Source organism: Azospirillum thermophilum (assembly GCF_003130795.1).
Lineage (GTDB): Bacteria > Pseudomonadota > Alphaproteobacteria > Azospirillales > Azospirillaceae > Azospirillum > Azospirillum thermophilum.
Genome location: NZ_CP029353.1, coordinates 2,121,230 through 2,139,288, shown reverse-complemented (window position 1 = coordinate 2,139,288; position 18,059 = coordinate 2,121,230). Strand labels below are relative to the sequence as shown.

Annotated in this window: 21 protein-coding genes; 13 read left to right on the top strand and 8 right to left on the bottom strand. The window is 70.5% G+C overall.

Features of this window, described 5'->3' with window-relative positions; genetic code table 11:
* Window positions 1-90: 90 nt before the first annotated feature.
* On the top strand, window positions 91-441 hold the full coding sequence (locus DEW08_RS16475) for a GAF domain-containing protein (protein ID WP_168220379.1): 351 nt from the start codon (window positions 91-93) through the stop codon (window positions 439-441).
* Window positions 442-447: 6 nt separating this feature from the next.
* Here the strand turns inward: DEW08_RS16475 and mtgA are convergent, their stop codons facing one another.
* A complete protein-coding gene (mtgA, locus tag DEW08_RS16470) occupies window positions 448-1,131 on the bottom strand; it encodes a monofunctional biosynthetic peptidoglycan transglycosylase (protein WP_168220378.1) in 684 nt (227 codons plus the stop codon).
* A gap of 164 nt (window positions 1,132-1,295) precedes the next feature.
* Window positions 1,296-1,673: a hypothetical protein gene (locus tag DEW08_RS16465; RefSeq protein ID WP_181449427.1), complete on the bottom strand. Its 378-nt coding sequence runs from the start codon at window positions 1,671-1,673 to the stop codon at window positions 1,296-1,298.
* 175 nt (window positions 1,674-1,848) lie between these two features.
* On the opposite strand from DEW08_RS16465, the gene DEW08_RS16460 reads away from it, so the two are divergent.
* Window positions 1,849-4,641 (top strand): ATP-dependent DNA helicase, encoded by a 2,793-nt coding sequence (locus tag DEW08_RS16460; protein WP_425429100.1) that lies wholly within the window; start codon window positions 1,849-1,851, stop codon window positions 4,639-4,641.
* Window positions 4,642-4,647: 6 nt separating this feature from the next.
* Here DEW08_RS16460 and DEW08_RS16455 read toward each other — a convergent pair whose 3' ends face one another.
* Both DEW08_RS16455 and DEW08_RS16450 read right to left on the bottom strand, forming a co-directional pair.
* Window positions 4,648-6,333, bottom strand: a complete 1,686-nt coding sequence (locus DEW08_RS16455; RefSeq protein WP_109329919.1) for a methyl-accepting chemotaxis protein — start codon at window positions 6,331-6,333, stop codon at window positions 4,648-4,650.
* Window positions 6,334-6,660: 327 nt separating this feature from the next.
* Window positions 6,661-7,608, bottom strand: a complete 948-nt coding sequence (locus DEW08_RS16450; protein ID WP_109328918.1) for an AEC family transporter — start codon at window positions 7,606-7,608, stop codon at window positions 6,661-6,663.
* 159 nt (window positions 7,609-7,767) lie between these two features.
* Between DEW08_RS16450 and DEW08_RS16445 the strand changes: the two genes are divergently transcribed.
* Together DEW08_RS16445 and DEW08_RS16440 are read left to right on the top strand one after the other, a co-directional pair.
* Entirely contained in the window at window positions 7,768-8,172 is a 405-nt protein-coding gene (locus tag DEW08_RS16445; protein ID WP_109328916.1) for a tellurite resistance TerB family protein, read from the top strand.
* Window positions 8,169-9,065, top strand: coding sequence for an NAD(P)-dependent oxidoreductase (locus DEW08_RS16440; protein ID WP_245986337.1), 897 nt, complete (start codon window positions 8,169-8,171; stop codon window positions 9,063-9,065). Before DEW08_RS16445 ends, DEW08_RS16440 begins: the two co-directional genes overlap by 4 nt.
* Window positions 9,066-9,124: 59 nt before the next feature.
* On the opposite strand, the gene DEW08_RS16435 is transcribed toward DEW08_RS16440, so the two are convergent.
* Window positions 9,125-10,144, bottom strand: coding sequence for an aspartate-semialdehyde dehydrogenase (locus DEW08_RS16435; RefSeq protein WP_109328914.1), 1,020 nt, complete (start codon window positions 10,142-10,144; stop codon window positions 9,125-9,127).
* A gap of 138 nt (window positions 10,145-10,282) precedes the next feature.
* On the opposite strand from DEW08_RS16435, the gene DEW08_RS16430 reads away from it, so the two are divergent.
* From DEW08_RS16430 to DEW08_RS16410, 5 genes are all read left to right on the top strand, one after another.
* Window positions 10,283-10,549: a hypothetical protein gene (locus DEW08_RS16430; protein ID WP_109328912.1), complete on the top strand. Its 267-nt coding sequence runs from the start codon at window positions 10,283-10,285 to the stop codon at window positions 10,547-10,549.
* A gap of 383 nt (window positions 10,550-10,932) precedes the next feature.
* The gene (sdhC, locus tag DEW08_RS16425) at window positions 10,933-11,259 is read left to right on the top strand and encodes a succinate dehydrogenase, cytochrome b556 subunit (protein ID WP_342760742.1); all 327 of its coding nucleotides are present in this window, start codon (window positions 10,933-10,935) and stop codon (window positions 11,257-11,259) included.
* A gap of 12 nt (window positions 11,260-11,271) precedes the next feature.
* Window positions 11,272-11,667, top strand: coding sequence for a succinate dehydrogenase, hydrophobic membrane anchor protein (gene sdhD, locus DEW08_RS16420; RefSeq protein ID WP_109328908.1), 396 nt, complete (start codon window positions 11,272-11,274; stop codon window positions 11,665-11,667).
* 5 nt (window positions 11,668-11,672) lie between these two features.
* Window positions 11,673-13,457 (top strand): succinate dehydrogenase flavoprotein subunit, encoded by a 1,785-nt coding sequence (sdhA, locus tag DEW08_RS16415; protein ID WP_109328906.1) that lies wholly within the window; start codon window positions 11,673-11,675, stop codon window positions 13,455-13,457.
* A 43-nt stretch (window positions 13,458-13,500) separates the two neighbouring features.
* Window positions 13,501-14,277, top strand: coding sequence for a succinate dehydrogenase iron-sulfur subunit (locus tag DEW08_RS16410; RefSeq protein WP_109328904.1), 777 nt, complete (start codon window positions 13,501-13,503; stop codon window positions 14,275-14,277).
* Between the two features lie 93 nt (window positions 14,278-14,370).
* On the opposite strand, the gene DEW08_RS16405 is transcribed toward DEW08_RS16410, so the two are convergent.
* Window positions 14,371-14,595, bottom strand: a complete 225-nt coding sequence (locus tag DEW08_RS16405) for a hypothetical protein (RefSeq protein WP_245986336.1) — start codon at window positions 14,593-14,595, stop codon at window positions 14,371-14,373.
* 176 nt (window positions 14,596-14,771) lie between these two features.
* Here DEW08_RS16405 and DEW08_RS16400 point away from each other — a divergent pair, with 176 nt between their 5' ends.
* Window positions 14,772-15,620, top strand: a complete 849-nt coding sequence (locus tag DEW08_RS16400) for a branched-chain amino acid aminotransferase (RefSeq protein WP_109328902.1) — start codon at window positions 14,772-14,774, stop codon at window positions 15,618-15,620.
* Here the strand turns inward: DEW08_RS16400 and DEW08_RS16395 are convergent.
* Together DEW08_RS16395 and DEW08_RS16390 are read right to left on the bottom strand one after the other, a co-directional pair.
* On the bottom strand, window positions 15,596-15,949 hold the full coding sequence (locus DEW08_RS16395; protein WP_146214698.1) for a hypothetical protein: 354 nt from the start codon (window positions 15,947-15,949) through the stop codon (window positions 15,596-15,598). The genes DEW08_RS16400 and DEW08_RS16395 overlap by 25 nt on opposite strands.
* A 57-nt stretch (window positions 15,950-16,006) precedes the next feature.
* Window positions 16,007-16,639 carry a LexA family transcriptional regulator gene (locus DEW08_RS16390; RefSeq protein WP_109328897.1) on the bottom strand — a complete coding sequence of 211 codons (633 nt, stop codon included), beginning with the start codon at window positions 16,637-16,639 and terminating at the stop codon, window positions 16,007-16,009.
* 203 nt (window positions 16,640-16,842) lie between these two features.
* On the opposite strand from DEW08_RS16390, the gene DEW08_RS16385 reads away from it, so the two are divergent.
* From DEW08_RS16385 to DEW08_RS31240, 3 genes are all read left to right on the top strand, one after another.
* Window positions 16,843-17,238, top strand: a complete 396-nt coding sequence (locus DEW08_RS16385) for a hypothetical protein (protein WP_245986333.1) — start codon at window positions 16,843-16,845, stop codon at window positions 17,236-17,238.
* Window positions 17,235-17,654, top strand: coding sequence for a hypothetical protein (locus DEW08_RS16380; protein ID WP_245986332.1), 420 nt, complete (start codon window positions 17,235-17,237; stop codon window positions 17,652-17,654). Before DEW08_RS16385 ends, DEW08_RS16380 begins: the two co-directional genes overlap by 4 nt.
* Window positions 17,655-17,848: 194 nt before the next feature.
* On the top strand, window positions 17,849-18,058 hold the full coding sequence (locus DEW08_RS31240; RefSeq protein ID WP_109328895.1) for a hypothetical protein: 210 nt from the start codon (window positions 17,849-17,851) through the stop codon (window positions 18,056-18,058).
* The last annotated feature ends 1 nt before the right edge of the window (window position 18,059 follow it).

Genomic DNA, 18,059 nt, shown 5'->3' with positions numbered 1-18,059 from the left:
CTGGAAGGCCGCCTGTACCGACATGGTCGGGCATCTGCGGGCGACGCGGGCCAGCGTCTGGCGGTTCAGCGAGGACGGCGACCGGATCCTGTGCCTGAACCTGTTCGATGTCCGGCAGGGGCGGCACAGCCACGGCACCGTGATGGAGCGCGCGGTCTTCCCGACTATTTCCGTGCGCTGGGCAACGGATCGCGGGTCGTGGCGCCGGATGCCCGCACCCATCCGGCGACCAGGGGCTTCACCGAGTCCTACTTCGAGCCGAACGACGTCCACAGCCTGCTGGACATGATCGTCGCCGCCGGCAACGCGCCGGTCGGCATCCTCTGCTGTGAGCAGTGCGGCGCCGGGCGGGAGTGGACCGCCGCCGACCTCTCCTATGCCCAGGCGATCGCCGTCCTGATCGGCGACGTGCTGACGGGCCGGACGGATCCGGGGATCTGACGGGGGTTACCGCAGGGCGCAGTCGGCCAGCCCGTCCCGCTCGACCAGCGCCATGCGCCGGTCGATGATGCCGGCGCGCCGCGCGACATAGGGACCGGGGCTGGAGGGCGACCAGCTCCGCGGGCTGGGCAGCACCACGGCGAGCAGCGCCGCCTCGCGCCGGGTCAGGGCGGCGGCCGGCTTGCGGAAATGGTGGCGGGCCGCGGCCTCGGCGCCATAGACCCCGTCGTCCCACTCCACGATGTTCAGATAGACCTCGAGGATGCGGCGCTTGGTCCACAGCGTCTCGACCAGCAGCGTGAACCAGGCCTCCGCCCCCTTGCGGATCCAGGTGCGGTCGGGCCACAGGAAGGCGTTCTTGGCGGTCTGCTGGCTGATGGTGCTGCCGCCCTTCAGCGAGGCGCCGTCCTCGTTCTCCTCCAGGGCCGACTGGATGGCGTCCCAGTCGAAGCCGCCGTGGCGGCAGAAGGCGGTGTCCTCCGACGCGATCACCGCGCGGACGAGATGCGGGGAGACCGCGGAGAGCGGCCGCCACTCGCGGTCGAGGCCGGAACCGCCGGCCGCCCGGATCAGCATCAGCGGCGTCGCCGGCACCGGCGCCACCCGGTAGAGCAGGACCCAGGCCACCGAAACGGCCATCAGGCCGAGCACGCCGGCCACCACCCACCGCAACAGCCTGCGCACCATCATCCGGCCTTGCTTCGTCGCCCCTGTGTCCGAAGCTTGCCGATCTGCGGTTCTCTTGATCGGAAGCCGGAAGAGGGCTATATCGCATATCAGGGCGTTGGCGAAAATTATTGCGATGCCGGGTAGCCTTCGGGTCCGCTGGGGCGCTTCGCTCCCAGGCCAACGCCCTAAACCGGTCGCCCCTTCCTGACAAGATCGCCTTTCCTGGAGAAGTCGAAGACCTGCTTCTTCCGCATCACGCGGAAGGACGCCAGATAGACTTCCCGCCGGTCTTCCGTGACCTTGAGCGCCGCGTAGCGCCATTTCCCATCCAGATGGGCCACCACCACGTGACGGTCGCGGTCCGTCCGCACCTCGCCATGATCGAGGAGGGCTTGCAGATGGGCGAAGTCCCCGGCGCTCCACCCATGCTTCCTGTGGCTGTCGCGCGTCTCGGAGGACAGGAAGACGCGGGTCGTCTTCGCGCCCAGCCAGGACTGGATGTCCGCGGGAAGCCGCGCCACGACGACGACGCCCGAGGCATCGGACTCGAGAAACTCCTGCACTGCGAACTCCGGCAACCGGGCGGCATGTCCATCCGATGGCATGCGCCGGCACAGTAGCGCGGTGCGTTGCATATCCGGAAAGAAATTCCCGTTTCCGGCGGGACCCGTCGAAGGCCGTGCCGTGTTTGTTCGCCGCGCTCGCTTTGCCGCGCCCGCCCACCCTATACTGCGTCGCATGGATATGACGTCGGTCCCGAATTCCGGTCCGCTGGCCTCCGGCTTTCCCGCCACAGCCTCGTTGGACGATGCGCCCGCCATGGTGGCCGGCGCGCGGCAGGTCGTGGCGCTGTCGCCGGACGGCGAGGTGGAGGAGCTGACCCTGGCCGCCGCGGCGATGCGGGTGCGGCGGCAGCCGCCGCTGATCTGCCACGGCCGGGCCTTCACCCGCCGGCTGGGGCTGGACGCCGTCGCGGCCTTCGACGTGCTGGAGCTGTTCGCCTTCGTGCGGCCGGCGCGCTTCTGCGTGCCGACGCCGCGCGGGCTGGCCGAGGCGCTGGACCTGCCGGTCCCCGACGGGCTGGAGAGCGACGCGCTGGCGCTGCAGCGCGCGGTGCGGCGGCTGCTCGCCATGCTGACCGAGCCCGGGCGGGAGGAGGCCTCCGACCCCGTCGCCTTCGCCTGGGAGATGGGGCGCGCCGGCTGGCTGTGGGCGCCGGCCGTGCTGGCGGCGCTGGGCAGGCCGGAGGGGCCGGACAAGGCGGGCGCGCGCGCCGGCCTCAGGGTGTGGTCGCGCATCAAGGAATGGCAGGAGGGGCCGCCGGAGCCGCCGCCCGCCCATCATCCGGTCGATCCGGAGGAGGCGCGGCGGCGCCTCGCCCAGATGCTCGCCTCCTCCGTGCCCGGCAAGGTCGCGGAGCCGCGGCCGCAGCAGGCCGACTATTCCAGCGCCGTCTCCGCCGCCTTCGCCCCGCGTCCGGCGCCGGACAGCCCGACCGTCGTGCTGGCCGAGGCCGGGACGGGCGTCGGCAAGACGCTGGGCTATCTCGCCCCCGCCACGGTGTGGGCGGAGAAGAACGGCGGCACCGTCTGGATCTCCACCTACACCCGCAACCTGCAGCACCAGATCGACGCCGAGCTCGACCGGCTCTATCCGGAACCGGCGACCAAGGCGCGCAAGGTCGTGCTGCGCAAGGGGCGGGAGAACTACCTCTGCCTGCTGAACCTGGAGGACGCGATCCGCGCCATGACGTTCCAGCCGCACCACGCCATCGGCGTCGGGCTGATGGCGCGCTGGGCGGCGGCGACGCGCGACGGCGACATGACCGGCGGCGACTTCCCCGGCTGGCTGGTCGACATCGCCGGGCGGGGACGGACGCTGGGGCTGGCCGACCGGCGGGGCGAGTGCATCTTCTCCGCCTGCGACCATTACAGCCGCTGCTTCATCGAGAAGAGCATCCGCCGTGCCCGCAAGGCCGACATCGTCATCGCCAACCACGCGCTGGTCATGGTGCAGGCGGCGCTGGGCGGCGGCGAGGACGCGACCCTGCCCAGCCGCTATGTCTTCGACGAGGGGCACCATGTCTTCGACGCGGCGGACAGCGCCTTCTGCGGCCATCTGACCGGGCGCGAGACGCAGGAGCTGCGGCGCTGGCTGCTGGGGGCGGAGGAGGGCGGCCGCAGCCGGGCGCGCGGCCTGAAGCGCCGGCTGGAGGACCTGGTGGCGAACGACGAGGAGGCGCTGGCCCTGCTCGACGCCGTGCTGATGGGCGCCCGCGTGCTGCCCGGCGACGGCTGGAACGCCCGGCTGTCCGCCGACAATCCCCAGGGGCCGACCGAGCGCTTCCTGCTCCATGCCCGGCAGCAGGTCCATGCCCGCACCAACGGGCAGGGCACGCCCTACAGCCTGGAGGCCGACAAGGGCTATCCGGTCGACGGGCTGCTGGAGGCGGCCACGGCGCTGGAGGAGGCGCTGTCCCGCCTGTCGGAGCCGATCGCCGGGCTGGCCCGCCGCCTCGCCAAGCGGCTGGAGGACGAGGGGGAGCAGCTCGATCCCGACCAGCGGCGGCGCATCGACGCCCTGTCGCGCAGCCTGCAGCGCCGCGGCGTGATGACGGTGGAGGGCTGGCGCGCCATGCTGCGCAGCCTGCCGGTGGAGACGCCGCCCGCCTTCGTCGACTGGTTCGCCGTGGAGCGCATCGACGGGCGCGACGTCGATGTCGGGCTCTACCGCCACTGGATCGACCCGACCGTTCCCTTCGCCGAGGCGCTGGCCGGCCCGGCCCACGGCATCGTCGTGACCTCCGCCACCCTGACCGACGGGACGGGCGACGTGGAGCAGGACTGGCGGGCGGCCGAGGACCGCAGCGGCGCCAGCCACCTGCCGCGCCCGGCGATCCGCGCCCAGGTGCCGTCGCCCTTCGACTATCCGCGCAACACCCGGGTCATGGTGGTGACCGACGTGCGCAAGGACGATCTGGGGCAGGTGGCGGCGGCCTACCGGTCGCTGTTCCTGGCGGCGGGCGGCGGCGGGCTCGGCCTGTTCACCGCGATCAGCCGGCTGCGCGCCGTCTACGACCGCATCGTCGAGCCGCTGGAGGTGGCGGGCGTGCCGCTGCATGCCCAGCATGTCGATCCGCTCGACGTCTCGACGCTCATCGACATCTTCCGCAACGAGGAGCACGCCTGCCTGCTCGGCACCGACGCGGTGCGCGACGGGGTGGACGTGCCGGGGCGGAGCCTGCGGCTGATCGTGTTCGACCGCGTGCCCTGGCCGCGCCCCGACATCCTGCACCGCGCCCGCCGCGACGCCTTCGGCCGCCGCCGCTACGAGGACATGATCGCCCGGCTGCGGCTGAAGCAGGCCTTCGGCCGGCTGGTGCGGCGGGCCGACGACACCGGCGTCTTCGTCCTGCTCGACCCCATGATGCCGAGCCGGCTGTTCGGCGCCTTCCCCGAGGGGGTGGAGGTCCGCCGCGTCGGCCTGAAGCAGGCGGTGGACGAGACGGCGGAGTTCCTGCGGGGCTGGTGAGGCGGCTCAGGCCGCCTTGATGGCCGTCAGGAAGCCCTCGACGTTCCGGCGCAGGCTGTCGGCCTGTTCCGACAGGCTGCCGGCCGCGGCGCGCACCTTCGCGGCGGCGGTGCCGGTCTCCTCCGCGGCCTCCGTCACGCCGACGATGGTGGCCGTCACCTCTCCGGTGCCGGCGGCGGCCTGCTGGATGTTGCGGGAGATTTCCGCGGTCGCCGCCCCCTGCTCCTCGATCGCCGCGGCGATGGATGCCGAGATGTCGTTGATCGTCGAGATGGTCCCGCTGATCCCGTCGATGGCCTGCACGGCGTTTTCCGTCGCCGCCTGGATGCCGCCGACCTGTCCGGCGATCTCCTCGGTGGCCCGGGCGGTCTGGCTGGCGAGACTCTTGACCTCGTTGGCGACGACGGCGAAGCCCTTGCCGGCCTCGCCGGCCCGCGCCGCCTCGATGGTGGCGTTCAGCGCCAGCAGGTTGGTCTGGCCGGCGATGGTCGAGATGAGCTGGACGACCGCGCCGATCCGCTGTGCGGCGTCGGCCAGGCCGCGGACGGTGTCGGTGGTCCTGCCGGCCTCGTCGACCGCCTGCGAGGCGATGCTGGCCGAACGGGTCACCTGGGAACTGATTTCGCCGATGGAGCTGCTCATTTCCTCGGTGGCGCTGGCGACCGTCTGGACATTCGCGCTGGTCTGGCGGGAAACCTCTGCCGCCGACACCGCCTGATCGCTGCTGCGTCCGGCGGTCTCCACCATGTGGCGGGCGGTGGAGTCCAGCTCCGCCGCCGCCGCCGACACCACGCGCAGCACTGCGGCCACCTGCTGGTCGAAGTCGCGGATCAGGCGTTCGATCGCCTCGGTCCGGCGCAGCTTGGCGGCCTGTTCGGCGGACTGGGCGGCGGCCAGCCGCCCGGCCTCGATCAATCCGTCCTTGAAGACCTGGACGGCCCTGGCCATCGCGCCGACCTCGTCCCTCCGGTCCAGCCCCTGGATCTCGACCTCCATCTCATGCCGGGACAGGCGCTCCATGCGGTCGCGCAGCGAAAGGAAGGGGCGCGAGACCCCCATCCGCATGACGGCGAGGGCGAGGCCGAAGCAGGCCGGGATGCCGAGGCCGCCGACGGCGAGCGTCCAGAACCGGGCCGACTCGTAGGTCGCCGTGACCTGGTCCGAGCTTGCCTGCATGTCGGCTTCCGCCCGCGACAGCAGGGCACGGACCTTCGCGCGGACGTCGCCGTACGCCGGCGTGAACCCCTGCCGCATCAGGGTCATGGCGGCTGCGTCGTCATTCGCCAGGGCGAGGCGCTGCAGGTCCGGCATGGTCCGGATGATGGGCAGGAAGGACTGCGACACCGCCTGCAGCTCGGCCTCCATGGCCGGCAGCGCCCGGCGCACCTTGTCGACCCGCTCCTGGAAGGTTCTCAGCTCGTCCGCGGCGGCGTCGATGCTCTTGCGGATGATCGCCGGATCGGTCTCGGCGATCATGCGATAGCTCTCCAGGCCGATCGCATTGAGCGTCGAGTTCACCCGGGACAGCCACTTCACCCCGTCGCTGTCACGGTCGATGAGGTCGCTGTAGCTCCGGTCGATCTCCCCCATGCGCAGGAGGGAGGCGATCGTGAGCCCGCCCGAAAGTGCCGCCATCAGGGTGAGCAGCACGGCCACCTTGACGGTGAGCGAAAGATCGCGAAAGCCCTTCATGATGCCTCCGGCCGGTTGCGCGGCCATGTCCGGTTGCGCGGATGATCATTGCCGATATCGGGCAACTTCATAATGATCGGGCAGCAGAATTGTTGTGGCTGCTTCAATGAGGTTTGCCGAATCAAGTTTCCGCCGCCGATCCTTCGAAATAAAGGCTCAATTTTGATTGGCGGGTCAAGGCGTCATTGCGGTGCCCTGTTCCGGAGCTTCCCGGTTGTGCGCACAGTTCCTGAAGACGGGCCGGCCTGCCGGCGTTCTGCCGTTCTTTGACCGGAGGGGGGTGGGATGCGCGAAGGCAACGTAACGCTGCGGAATGCCGCGGGGCCGTCACCCCGCCGGCGCGTAGACCGCCAGCAGGGCGGAGAGCGTCACCACGCTCAGCACCGTCGAGACGAGGATGGCGGAGGAGGTGCGCTCGACATAGAGGCCGTACTGGGTCGCCACCACGAAGGTCAGCGCCCCGGTCGGCAGGCCGGCCAGGATGATGGCGCTGCCGGTCCAGAAGGGGTCGAGCGGGAACAGCGTCATGGTCAGCGCCCAGGTCAGCGCCGGCTGGACCAGCAGCTTCAGCGCGCTGATCCAGCCGACCTCGACCAGATCGGCCTTCAGGCTGCGCCCGGCCAGGAACAGGCCGATGGCGAACAGCGCGCAGGGGCCGGCGGCGGCCCCCATCAGCTCGCAGAAGGTGGCGACGGGGCGCGGCACCGGCACGCCGGACAGCAGGGCCGACCAGGCGATGCCCAGCAGGGTGGAGATGATCAGCGGGTTCTTCGCCAGCGCCCGCCCGACGTCGCCCAGCGCCTTGCCGATGCCGTGGCCGTGGCTGTTGGCGAACTCGATCCAGACCACCGCGATGCCGACCATGATGGCGCTCATGATCACCGTGGCGAGGATCGCCGGGGCCAGATGGTCCGGGCCGAAGGCCGCCAGGAACAGCGGGATGCCCATGTAGCCGGTGTTGGAGAAGGCGGCGGTCAGCCCCTGCATGCACCGGATCTGCGTGCGCTCGCGGTGGACCAGCCAGCCGATCAGGGCGCCCAGCGCATAGACCGCCAGCATCGCGCCGAGGAAGGCGCCGATGAAGGGGCCGTTGAAGATCTCCGGCAGCGAGCGCCGCGCCGTGCCGAGGAACAGCACCGGCGGCAGGGCCATCCAGTAGACGAATTTGTTCAGCGCCTCCGACGAGGCGGGGCCGAGCAGCTTCGCCTTGCCCGACAGGACGCCGGCCAGGATGATCGAAAAGACGGGCAGGGCGACATTCAGGACCACGGACATGGGGCGGGACCATAAGGGCGGCTGCGGCATCCTGTCGAGCGCCGACTACCCCCTCCGGTCCCCGCCCGCGGCATGGCACCCTTGACGCCGCCGGGGCAGCGCGCAAGATAGCCTCGACCGGCCCCCGGCGGTTCGGGTTCTGGCCGCGAAAGGATATTTATGATCGACCACCATAATGCGCTGATCTACGTGATGGTCCTGGTTTCCGCCTGCGACGGCGACATGACCGACGCGGAGCTCGAGGAGATCGGCGAGAACGTCCGCTACCTGCCCGTCTTCCGCGACCTCGATCCCGATCGGGTGATGGCGGCGACCCGCGAATGCACCGCCATGCTGGCCGATCCCGACGGGCTGGACACCGTCCTGACGATCGTCGAGCAGGCCGTGCCGCCCAAGCTGCGCGAGACCGCCTATGCGGTGGCCTGCGACGTCGCGGCGGCCGACCCCAAGGCCTCGCAGGAGGAGCTGCGCATGCTGGAGCTGATCCGCCACCGGCTGGGCGTCGACCGGCTGTGCGCGGCGGCCATCGAGCGCGGGGCGCGGGCGCGCCACATGCGGCTGTGACGGCCGGCGCCGAGGTCCCCCGCCCCGACCTGACGGGGCGGACGGTCGGCTTCATCGGGCTCGGCCTGATGGGCAAGCCGATGGCGCGGGCGCTGGCGCGGGCCGGCGCCCGGCTGGTGGTGAGCAACCGCAGCCCGGCCGCCGTGGCGGAGCTGGCCGGGGAGGGGATGATCCCCGCCACCGGCCCGGCGGCGGTCGCCGGGCAGGCCGACGACATCGTCCTGATGCTGTCGGACACGGTGGCGGTGGAGACGGTGGCCGATGCCCTGCTGCCGGTCCTGCGTCCGGGTCATCTGGTCATCGACATGGGAACCACCGCGGTGGCGGCGACCCGCGCCCTGGCCGGGAAGGTCCGTGCCGCGGGGGCCGACTGGCTCGACGCGCCGGTGTCGGGCGGCACCGTGGCGGCGGAGGCGGCCGGCCTCACCATCATGGCCGGCGGCCGCGAGGAGTCCTTCGCCCGCGCCCTTCCGCTGTTCCAGGCGATGGGCCGCCGCATCACGCTGGTCGGCGGGTCCGGGGCCGGACAGGTCGCCAAATGCGCCAACCAGGTGATCGTCGCCCTGACCATCGGGGCGGTCGCCGAGGCGCTGGCGCTGGCCCGCGCCGCCGGGGTGGACCCGGCCAGGGTGCGCGACGCCATCCGCGGCGGCTTCGCGGAGTCGCGCATCCTGGAACTGCACGGCGGCCGGATGGTCACCGGCGACTTCACGCCCGGCGGCCGGGTCACCACCCAGGTGAAGGACCTGCGGCAGGCCGAGGCGCTCGCCGGCGAGTCCGGCATCGAGCTGCCGACGCTGGGCCTGACGACCGAGCTGTTCGAGATGCTGGTCGAGCGCGGCGACGGCGGCCTCGACCATTCGGCGCTCTACCGGCTGTTCACCGCGGAGTGACGGCGGGGCGTTGAGTCCGGATCCCGCTCCTCCCGCCGGCCGGGAGGAGCGGGGGCGGCTCAGCCTTCCAGATAATCCCTCGCCAGCAGCTCGGCGATCTGCACGGCGTTCAGGGCCGCGCCCTTGCGCAGGTTGTCGGACACGCACCAGAAGGACAGGCCGTTCTCCACCGTGAAGTCCTCGCGGATGCGGCTGATGAAGACCGGGTCGTCGCCGGCCACCTCCACCGGGGAGACGTAGCCCTCGTTGGCGCGGTGGTCGATCACCGTCACGCCGGGCGCGGCGCGCAGCACCTCGCGGGCCTCCTCGGCGGTGATCGGCTCCTCCGTCTCGATGTTGATCGCCTCGGAATGGCCGATGAAGACGGGGACGCGCACGCAGGTGGCGGTCACCTTGATCTTGGGGTCGAGGATCTTCTTCGTCTCGACCGTCATCTTCCACTCTTCCTTCGTGTAGCCGTCATCCATGAAGCTGTCGATGTGCGGGATGACGTTGAAGGCGATCTGCTTGGTGAAGACGCTCTTCTCCACCGGGTCGTTCACGTAGATGGCGCGGGTCTGGTTGAACAGCTCGTCCATCGCCTCCTTCCCGGCGCCCGAGACCGACTGGTAGGTGGAGACGACGACGCGGCGGATGCCGAAGCGGTCGTGCAGCGGCTTCAGCGCCACCACCATCTGGATGGTCGAGCAGTTGGGGTTGGCGATGATGTTGCGCTTCCGGTAGCCGGCGATCGCCTGCGGGTTCACCTCCGGCACCACCAGCGGCACGTCGGGATCCATGCGGAACTGCGAGGTGTTGTCGATCACCACCGCGCCGGCCGCCGCGGCGCGCGGGGTGTGGATGGCCGACACCTTGGCGCCGGGGGAGGACAGGACGATGTCCACGCCGGAGAAGTCGAACTTCGCGAGATCCTCGACCTTCAGCACGTCGTCCTCGCCGTAGGAGACCTCCTGCCCGATCGAGCGTTCCGAGGCGAGCGCGATCACCTCGTCGGCCGGGAAGTTCCGGTCGGCGAGCGTCTGCAGGATCTCGCGCCCAACGTTGCCGGTGGCGCCGACGACCGCGACGGTATAGCCCATGTCCTCAATCCTTATGCTGGAAGCCCGCTCTGGAGACCGAACGACCTAGGCATTTTCCGGGGCAATTGCAACGGGCCTCGCGCTGTGACAGGGTGTTTCGCCGCCTCTTTCCATTATGAAGCGTCTTGCGAAACGGTCATGGCCGCCACCCCGCTGGAAGATCTCATCGCCAAGGCGATCAAGGACGCCGACAAGTCCTTCTTCAACGAAGACTATGCCAAGCAGGCCCGCGCGGTGATGGCGGCGCTGAAGAAGGCCGGCTACGAGGTCGCCCCGGTCAGGCCGCCGGAGGGGCTGGTGGAATGGGCCAAGGACAACATCCCCTTCGGCCGGCTGCGCCCGGCGGAGCTGATCACCCAGATGTACTCGATGATGGTGGAGAACGTCCGGCGGTTCGACAGGTAGCCCCGCCGCAAGGTTCGGCCCCGCGGAGCGAGTTGCGAACAGTTATCAATCGGGGTCGCGGAGGCCCCCCGGCAATAGCGGCGCCAGAAGTCCGGGTGGTAATACCACGCATCCCTTTCCGCTTTGATTTTCAGCGACTTCCCGCAGTGCGCCCAAATCGTCACAGCGGAGCCCCCGCCGTTGACTCGGCGGTGTTGGAAGCGTAATTCATTGCGCCAATCAAAATGGACGATGAACCGTCCAATTCGGGCTCGCACCAATCAGCCGCCGCGGCAGACCTGTTCCCCGCCGCGCCCGGCAGCCGAACAGAGGACGACGCAATGGCAAACGGCAGCGGTCGGCCGCTTTCTCCGCACCTTCAAGTCTATAAGTTCCAGTGGACCATGGCGCTGTCCATCACGCACCGCATCACCGGTGTGGGGCTGGCCGTCGGCACGCTGCTCCTGGCCTGGTGGCTGATCGCCGCCGGCGTCGGCCCCGAGGCCTTCGCGCGGGCGCAGCGCTTCATCGGCTCCGGCTTCGGGCTGCTGCTGATGTTCGGCTGGACCTGGGCCCTGTTCTACCACCTGGCGAACGGCATCCGGCACCTGGTGTGGGACGCCGGCTATGCCTTCGAGCTGCAGAACGCGGAGCGTGGCGCCTACATCGTGGCCGCCGCCTCGCTCGGTCTGACCGTGCTCGCCTGGATCATCGGCCTGGCGGTGTGGTGAGGAGAGACTAACATGGCGTCGAACAACAAAGCCCTCCGCTCCCCGCTGGCCGAGGCCCGCGGCCTCGGCTCCGCCAAGTACGGCACCGAGCACTGGTGGCACCAGCGCCTGACCGCCATCGCGCTGGTCCCGCTGACCATCTGGTTCGTGCTGGGCGTCATCAGCCATCTGGGCGCCGACCACGCCGCCTTCGTGGCGTGGATGAAGTCGCCCTTCTCGTCGATCATGATGATCCTGACCGTGGCCGTGACCTTCCATCACGCCCAGGCCGGCCTGCAGGTCGTGATCGAGGACTACGTCCACGTCGAGTGGCAGAAGCTGGCGCTGGTCGTCGGCGTGAAGTTCCTCTGCTACGCTCTGGCGGCTGCCTGCGTGCTCGCCGTCGTTAAGATCTTCATCGGAGCCTGACGACCATGGCGACCGCCTACCAGATCATCGACCACACCTATGACGTCGTCGTCGTCGGCGCCGGCGGCGCCGGCCTGCGCGCCACCTTCGGCATGGCCGAGAAGGGGCTGAAGACGGCCTGCATCACCAAGGTCTTCCCGACCCGCTCGCACACCGTGGCGGCGCAGGGCGGCATCTCGGCGGCGCTCGGCAACATGGGCGACGACGACTGGCGCTACCACATGTACGACACCGTGAAGGGGTCGGACTGGCTGGGCGACCAGGACGCCATCGAGTACATGTGCCGCGAGGCCATCCCGGCGATCATCGAGCTGGAGCACTACGGCGTGCCCTTCTCGCGCACGCCGGAGGGCAAGATCTACCAGCGCGCCTTCGGCGGCATGACCGCCGAGTACGGCAAGAAGCAGGCCTACCGCACCTGCGCGGCGGCCGACCGCACCGGCCACGCCATCCTGCACACCCTCTACCAGCAGTCGCTGAAGCACGAGGCGGAGTTCTTCGTCGAGTATTTCGCGCTGGACCTCATCATGGAGGACGGCGTCTGCAAGGGCGTGCTGGCCTGGAACCTCGACGACGGCACCATCCACCGCTTCCGCGGGCAGCTCGTCGTGCTGGCGACCGGCGGCTACGGCCGCGCCTACTTCTCGGCGACCTCGGCCCACACCTGCACGGGTGACGGCGGCGGCATGGTGCTGCGCGCCGGCCTTCCGCTGCAGGACATGGAGTTCGTGCAGTTCCACCCGACCGGCATCTACGGCTCCGGCTGCCTCATCACCGAGGGCGTGCGCGGCGAGGGCGGCTACCTCACCAACTCCAACGGCGAGCGCTTCATGGAGCGCTATGCCCCGTCGGCCAAGGATCTGGCGTCGCGCGACGTCGTGTCCCGCTCGATGACCATCGAGATCCGCGAGGGCCGCGGCGTGGGTCCGCACAAGGACCACATCCACCTGCACCTGGAGCATCTGCCGCCGGAGATCATCCACCAGCGCCTGCCCGGCATCGCCGAGACGGCCAAGATCTTCGCCAACGTGGACGTCACCAAGGAGCCGATCCCGGTCCTGCCGACCGTCCACTACAACATGGGCGGCATCCCGACCAACTTCCGCTGCGAGGTCGTCAGCCCGACCGCCGAGAACCCCGACCAGGTGGTGCCCGGCCTGATGGCGATCGGCGAGGCGGCCTGCGTGTCGGTGCACGGCGCCAACCGCCTGGGCTCCAACTCGCTGCTCGACCTCGTGGTGTTCGGCCGTGCGGCCGCCATCCGCGCCGCCGAGATCGTCGAGAAGGGCAAGGTCCCGGGCGTCAAGGCCGACTCCTGCGACAAGGCGCTGGAGCGCTTCGACCGCATCCGCAACGCCAAGGGCTCGATCAAGTCGGCCGACCTGCGGCTGGAGATGCAGAAGACCATGCAGAACAACTGCGCGGTGTTCCGCACGGGCGAGGTGCTGGAGGAGGGCGTGAAGCTGATCGACGCCGTCTACGCCAGGAAGGACGACATGGCGATCAGCGACCGGTCGCTGGTGTGGAATTCGGACCTTGTGGAAGCGCTGGAGCTGGACAATCTGTTGGGGCAGGCGGTCGCGACCCTGCACTCCGCGCAGAACCGTCCGGAAAGCCGCGGCGCCCATGCCCGCGAGGACTATCCGAACCGCGACGACGAGAACTGGATGAAGCACACCGTCATCTGGGTCGCCGACGACGGGAAGACCCGGATCGACTACCGTCCGGTCCATATGTACACCCTGACCGACGAGGTCGAGGTGTTCCCGCCCAAGGCCCGCGTCTACTAAGGCCGCCGCTCAAAGGCTCCTGCGGAAAGCAAGGATACGAACCATGGTCGAATTCAACCTGCCTGCCAACTCGAAGGTCGGCGTCGGCAAGACCATCAACGTCGCGAACGGCGCCAAGCGGGCGAAGTCTTTCAAGATCTACCGCTGGAACCCGGACGACGGCCAGAACCCGCGGGTCGACACCTATATCGTCGACCTCGACAAGTTCGGGCCGATGGTGCTGGACGCCATCATCTACATCAAGAACCAGGTCGACAGCACGCTGACCTTCCGGCGCTCCTGCCGCGAGGGCATCTGCGGGTCGTGCGCGATGAACATCGACGGCACGAACACGCTGGCCTGCCTGAAGGCGATCGAGGACATCCCGGGCGACGTCAAGATCTACCCGCTGCCGCACATGCCGGTGGTGAAGGACCTCGTCCCCGACCTGAAGCACATCTACGCCCAGCTCGCCTCGATCAAGCCGTGGCTGCAGTCGCAGTCGCCGGCTCCGAGCCGCGAGCGGCTGCAGTCGCCGGAGGACCGCGCCAAGCTGGACGGCCTCTACGAGTGCATCCTGTGCTTCTGCTGCTCGACCTCCTGCCCCAGCTACTGGTGGAACGGCGACCGCTATCTCGGCCCGTCGATCCTCCTGCAGGCCTACCGCTGGATCGTCGACAGCCGCGACGAGATGACGGGCGAGCGCCTCGACATGCTCGAGGACCCGTTCCGCCTCTATCGCTGCCACACCATCATGAACTGCACCAAGGCGTGCCCGAAGGGCCTGAACCCGGCCAAGGCGATCGCCGAGATCAAGAAGCTGATGGTGGTCCGCCGCTGACCCGACCGGTCGGCGAAGGACGCAAACGACGCGAGGCGCCCCGCGGGGCGCCTCGTTCCTTTTTCGGGGGGTATCCGTCGGCCGTGCGCCGGGCTACCGGAAATCCGGGTCGGTCGGCTGCGAGGGCGGCAGGTCGCCGCCGGGGACCGGGGGGATGTCGGTGCCGGGGCCGCCGGGATCGGGCAGGTCCGGATTGTCGCCGCCCGGCAGATCGACCGGGACATCCTCCCCCGATCCCGGTTGAGGACGGGGAGGGGCCGCGCGCAACGGCTGCGGCCTCGACATCGAAGACGTCTGGGTCGGGGTCGTCCAGGGCATCGCCAACATCTCCTTCTGACACGCTGTCGGTGGCTTCGAGCCATTCAACCGCCGGGCCGGGCGAACGGCACGGTGCGGCTCCATTGACCGGCGGCTATGAGGGGGTATGCTTTTCGGGCGAGCCCGATGGGCAACCGGCCGGCAGTGGGTTCAGCAAGAGGGGAAGGAGAGAGTTCATGGGCGGCATGTCCGGGCAGACCTGGAATTGGATCAGCGGCGAATGGGTGGAAGGCAACCCGCCCCTGGTCGGTCCCAACGCGCATGCGCTGTGGATGTCGTCGGTCGTGTTCGACGGCGCGCGGTCGTTCGACGGGGTGGCCCCGGATCTGGACCTGCATTGCGCCCGTGTCGTCCGCTCCGCCCAGGCGCTGGGCCTGGCGCCGATGCTGACGGCGGGCGAGATCGAGGAACTGTGCTGGGACGGCATCCGCCGCTTCCCCACGAGCACGGCGCTCTACATCCGGCCGATGTTCTACGCCGAGTCCGGCTTCATCAACCCGGATCCGGAGAGCACGCGCTTCGTCCTGTCGCTGATCGAGGCGCCGATGCCGGAGCCGATTGGCTTCACGGCCTGCATCTCCAGCTTCCGCCGCCCGGCGCCCTCGATGGCGCCGACCGACGCCAAGGCCGCCTGCCTCTATCCCAACGCCGGCCGCGCGCTGGCCGAGGCGACCCGCCGCGGCTTCGACAACGCGATCCTGCTGGACGCCATCGGCAACGTGGCGGAGTACGCCACCGCCAACCTGTTCATCGCCAGGGACGGGGTGGTGCGCACGCCGGTGCCGAACGGCACCTTCCTCAACGGCATCACGCGCCAGCGGGTGATCGCCCTGCTGCGCGCCGACGGCATCCCGGTCGAGGAATGCACCCTGACGCCCGAGGATGTGCTGGCGGCCGACGAGGTCTTCTCGACCGGCAACTATTCCAAGGTGGTGCCGGTGACCCGCGTCGAGGACCGCAGCTTCGCGGCCGGTCCGATGATGAAGCGGGCACGCGGTCTCTACTGGGAATACGCCTTCCGCTGAGCCTCCAGCAGCCGGACGGCGGCGGCGCGGTGATGGGCCAGCGTCGCCGCCAGCCGGGACAGCCAACGATCCCGAAGGCAGTCGGCCGCCGGCAGCATGGCACGGCGGCGCGCCGCGCCGGTCCGTGCCTCCGCCGCCAGCCGCGCCTGCTCGGCGAGCGCCGCCCGGTTCCGCAGCACCCGCCAGGCCGCGCCGCCGCCGAACAGGGCGGCGCGGACCGCATGCCGCGGCGGCGGCCCGTCATGGCGGCGGTGGAGATCGTCGAGCAGGGCGGGGCAGGCGGCAGGGTCCATGGAGGGCAGGCTGGCGCCGGCCGCCGTTCCTGTCAAGGCATTTTATCCTAGGACCGAAGGCGTGGCGAAGGGACCGCCCCGGGCAGGGCCGTCCTACTGGCTCGCCCAGATGATGCGGGCCATCCAGGCGACCTCGCCGCGGGGGATGCTGCGGTCCGGGTGGGCGCGGTTGATCGACATCAGCTCGATCCGCGTCGCGGACTCGCGGATCAGTTGCTTGGCCATCACCTCGCCGCCCTTGGTGCGGACCACCACGCGGTCGTTGCGGCGGATCTGCGCGGCCGGCGAGACGATGATGGTGTCGCCGTCGCGGTAGACCGGCTCCATGCTGTCGCCGGAGATCTCCAGCGCATAGGCGTGCGGGTCGCCCAGGCTGGGGAACAGCAGCTCGTCCCAGCCGGAGCCCACGGGATAGCCGGCATCGTCGAAATAGCCGGCGTTGCCGGCCTGGGCGTAGCCGATCACCGGGATGCGCTGGAAGGCGTTGGGACCGGCGGCCTCGCCGATCAGGCTGACGAACTCCGACAGGCTGGCGTTGGTCGCCTCCAGCACCTTCGACACGCTCTCGGTCGAGGGCCAGCGGAGCTTGCCGTCGCCGGTGATCCGCTTGCTCTTGTTGAAGGTGGTCGGGTCGAGCCCGGCCCGCCGCGCAAGGCCGGATGCCGACAGCCCGTGCTGGGCCGCGAGGCGGTCGATCGCCCGCCAGATGTCCGCATGTTTCAGCATGGGACGATAATCTCATAATCGCCGGCAGCGGTCCCTAGGAACTTTTTCATATAGTTCTTGACCGCCCCGTCATGGCGGAACATAACACGAACATATCGCCACTGCACCGCGCAAGGCCGACCGGCCGGGCTCCCGCGAGGAGACGCCTTTCCGGACCGCGACCCGCTTTGCGCGCGGCCGGCCGCCACGATGAGGAGACCAGCATGCACGCATCCCCCCGCCCGCGATCCGCCGCCGCGGCGCCCTTCGGCAGCGGAGTCCCGCCCTATGCGGTGTCCGGCATCCCCTTCGACAGCGGCGAGGAGGCCTGGTTCTGGGCCGTCCAGGCGCAGGACGCCAAGGCGGCCGGCGCCCGCGTGGTGGCCGGGCTGGGGCTGGTGCAGCGGCCCTGCGAGCCGGCGGACGTGCTGCGGGTGGTCGACCGGCTCTACCGCCGCCGGCTGCTGACCCGCGACCATCTGCATGTGCTGGTCCATTACGGCCGCCGCCTGGCGGCGCCCGACGTCACCCGCCCGCGCGAGCAGCGCGCCCACGGGCTGTGGTGCGAGGCGTTCGAGCGGGTGAACCCGGTCCTGCGCGAGAAGGGCATCCTGCAATGAGCGCCGCCGCTCCCGCCGGCCGGCCGGCGGCGGTGGCCGGGGCGCGGTCCCCGGCTCCGCTCCCGGCATTGCCCCGGGCCTGGGTCGTCTTCCGCGGCGACAGCCCGCTGTGGTGGCTGCGGCTGCTGCGGCCGGGCTTCCGCCACTGCCTCGCCCTGCTGAACGACGGGCGGCACTGGATCGTCGTCGACCCGCTGTCCCCCTACACCGAGGTCGCGGTGCCGCCGCTGCCGCCGGGCTACGACCTGCCGGGCTGGTACCGCGGGCTCGGCCTCACGGTGGTGGCGGCGCCGGTGGCCCGCCCGCCCGCCCGGCCGGCGCCCTGGGCGCCCTTCACCTGCGTCGAGGCGGTGAAGCGGGTTCTGGGATGCAGGCCCCCTTCGTGCTCACCCCCTGGCAGCTCTTCTGCCGGCTGACCCGCGCTCCGGAGGGCGCCGCCCATGGCTAACCTGTTCAAGCTTCCCACCCCGGCCGTTCCGGCTCCGGCCGCTCCGCCCCCGTCTCCTCCGGCGATCCTGGCGCCGGCTCCCGTCGTCGCCCCGCCCCCGCGCCGCTCCCGCCACCCCCGCCGCCCGCGGCGGTGCCCGGCCCGGTCCCGCTGCCGGAGCCCGTGCCGGTCCCGCCTCCCGCCCCGCCTCCCGCCCCGCCGGGGACGGGCGGCGCCACCGATCCGGCCGCCTCGCCCGATCCCGCCGCGGTGGCGGAGCGGGCGCTGGAGCGCCGCAGCCGCAGCACGGCCGGGACGGTGCTGACCTCCTGGCGCGGAATCCTCGACCTGAACGCGCTGAGTCCCCGGCGCAAGAGCCTTCTGGGAGAGTGAT